Source organism: Streptomyces sp. NPDC058872, assembly GCF_042743065.1.
Taxonomy (GTDB): Bacteria; Actinomycetota; Actinomycetes; order Streptomycetales; family Streptomycetaceae; genus Streptomyces.
Map to the genome: position 1 here is coordinate 1 of NZ_JBHYMK010000145.1, position 1,692 is coordinate 1,692.

Annotated in this window: 1 protein-coding gene and 1 pseudogene; both read left to right on the top strand. The window is 71.6% G+C overall.

Going from position 1 to position 1,692, the window contains the following annotated elements; all coding sequences use genetic code 11:
• Window positions 1–180 precede the first annotated feature (180 nt).
• Window positions 181–660 carry a hypothetical protein gene (locus tag ACFW22_RS35820; RefSeq protein WP_386412976.1) on the top strand — a complete coding sequence of 160 codons (480 nt, stop codon included), beginning with the start codon at window positions 181–183 and terminating at the stop codon, window positions 658–660.
• Between the two features lie 194 nt (window positions 661–854).
• A pseudogene (locus ACFW22_RS35825) lies at window positions 855–1,692 on the top strand (beta-xylosidase); the annotation flags it as partial.

The window sequence follows — 1,692 nt, forward strand, 5'->3', positions numbered from 1 at the left end:
GCGACACGCCGGGCCCCGCCGTCTTCGTGTACGGCTGAACGACCGCCGTGACGTCCCTTGCCTTCTTCGGCCGGCTGCGCGTCAATGGACGGCGACACGCCCGACGGGCCGTCAGATCCATTGACCTCCACGCAGTGTCCGCACCCCTGCGTCCATCATCGGAAGGGGTTCGAACCCGCCATGAGAAGCAGAAGCAGCTTAGGGACCGTCTCGGTCCTCGCCGGGGCGCTCGCCGCCGCCGGACTCGCCTTCGCCCCGACGGCCGGCGCGGTCGCGCCGGGCTCCGCCACGGCGACGTACGACTGCGGAGGCTGGGGCGGTGGCACCGCCACCCTCACGGCCACCCAGAGCGGCACCGCTGCGACGATCACCGTCACCTCGGCCGTCACCACGCCGATCGCGGTCGGTGCCGACCAGATCGGCGCCACGCTGACGATGGCCAAGGCGGGCGGCGGCACGCGCACCTTCACCGGCAAGAAGAACCCGGCCCTCTCCGCCGGGCAGTCCGTGGTCATCGGCCCCCTGGCCGGCACCGTGGCCTCGGGTGACAGCCTCAACTCCTTCTTCGCCGGGGTCGCCCTCAAGATGGTGATCTTCGGGATCACGGTGAACTGCGACGCGGTGACCTCGCAGTCGCCCGGGCCGTTCGTCTTCAGCTGAGCCGGACCCCGCCCCACCCCTGACCGGTGTCGCCCCGGCGGCACCGGTCTCCGTCGTGAGCTGGTGCGATGCCGCCCGTGCCGCGATCTTGACAGTAGCTGATGGGTCATCAGTCGATGTCTTTCGATTCCATTGACTTCTCTCCGCCCACAACCGTCAATGGCGCCCACTCATCCCTCAGGAGGGGCACACCCATGGCATTCACCCGATCCCGGGCGGCGGTCCGAAGACGGCGCTGGACCGCCGTCCTCAGCGCCACCGCCCTCGCGGTCGCCGGCGGCGCGCTCGCGGCCCCGGCCGGCGCGGCCACCACGTCCCAGCAGGTGGACTTCGAGACCCGCTGCGTCCCGCCGCCGATCGCCGGCATCCCGCCCATCACGGGCACCACCACCGCCGAGATCACGGTCGACAAGCCGAGTCCCAAGGTCGGCGAGACCGTGACCGTCACCTACACGGTCACCAAGCCCGCCGCGTCCAACCCCGTCGACCTCGCGCTCCCGGCCGACATCATGACGCCCACCGGCACGGTGGTCCTCGGCGGTGCCCAGACCGGTCAGGTCACCGTCACCGGTCCCAAGAAGAACCCGCCGGTCCCCGGCAAGGGCTCCTTCCCGGCCTTCTCCATGACGGGCACCTTCACGGCCACCGAGGCCGGATCGATCACCCTCTCGCCCGGCGACTACAACATCCACACCAGCTACCTCATGGAGCTGGACACCCCGTGCACGGTGCTCAACCCGCCCGCCCCGGTCTCCGAGACCGTCGTCGCGAGCCCCGTGACCAACCCCAACACCCGTGCCATCCAGCTCGACAACGCCTCCGGGGACCCCGGCGTCCGGGTGACCGTCACCGGTACCGGCTTCACCCCGCTCGCCGAGGTCACCGTCGTCGGCCGGGCCGGAGCCGCGGAGACCGCCGACCGGATGGCCGTCACGACCGACGCCGCGGGCGGGTTCGCCGCCCGGCTGAAGGTCAACGACGCGGCGACCACCGGCATCGTGGCGTACGAGGGGGCGGCCTGGGACCCCGACA

What these genes read in the sequence shown, in the direction of transcription:
- ACFW22_RS35820 (WP_386412976.1), top strand. Translation starts at nt 181, where the DNA reads ATGAGAAGCAGAAGCAGCTTAGGGACCGTCTCGGTCCTCGCCGGGGCG.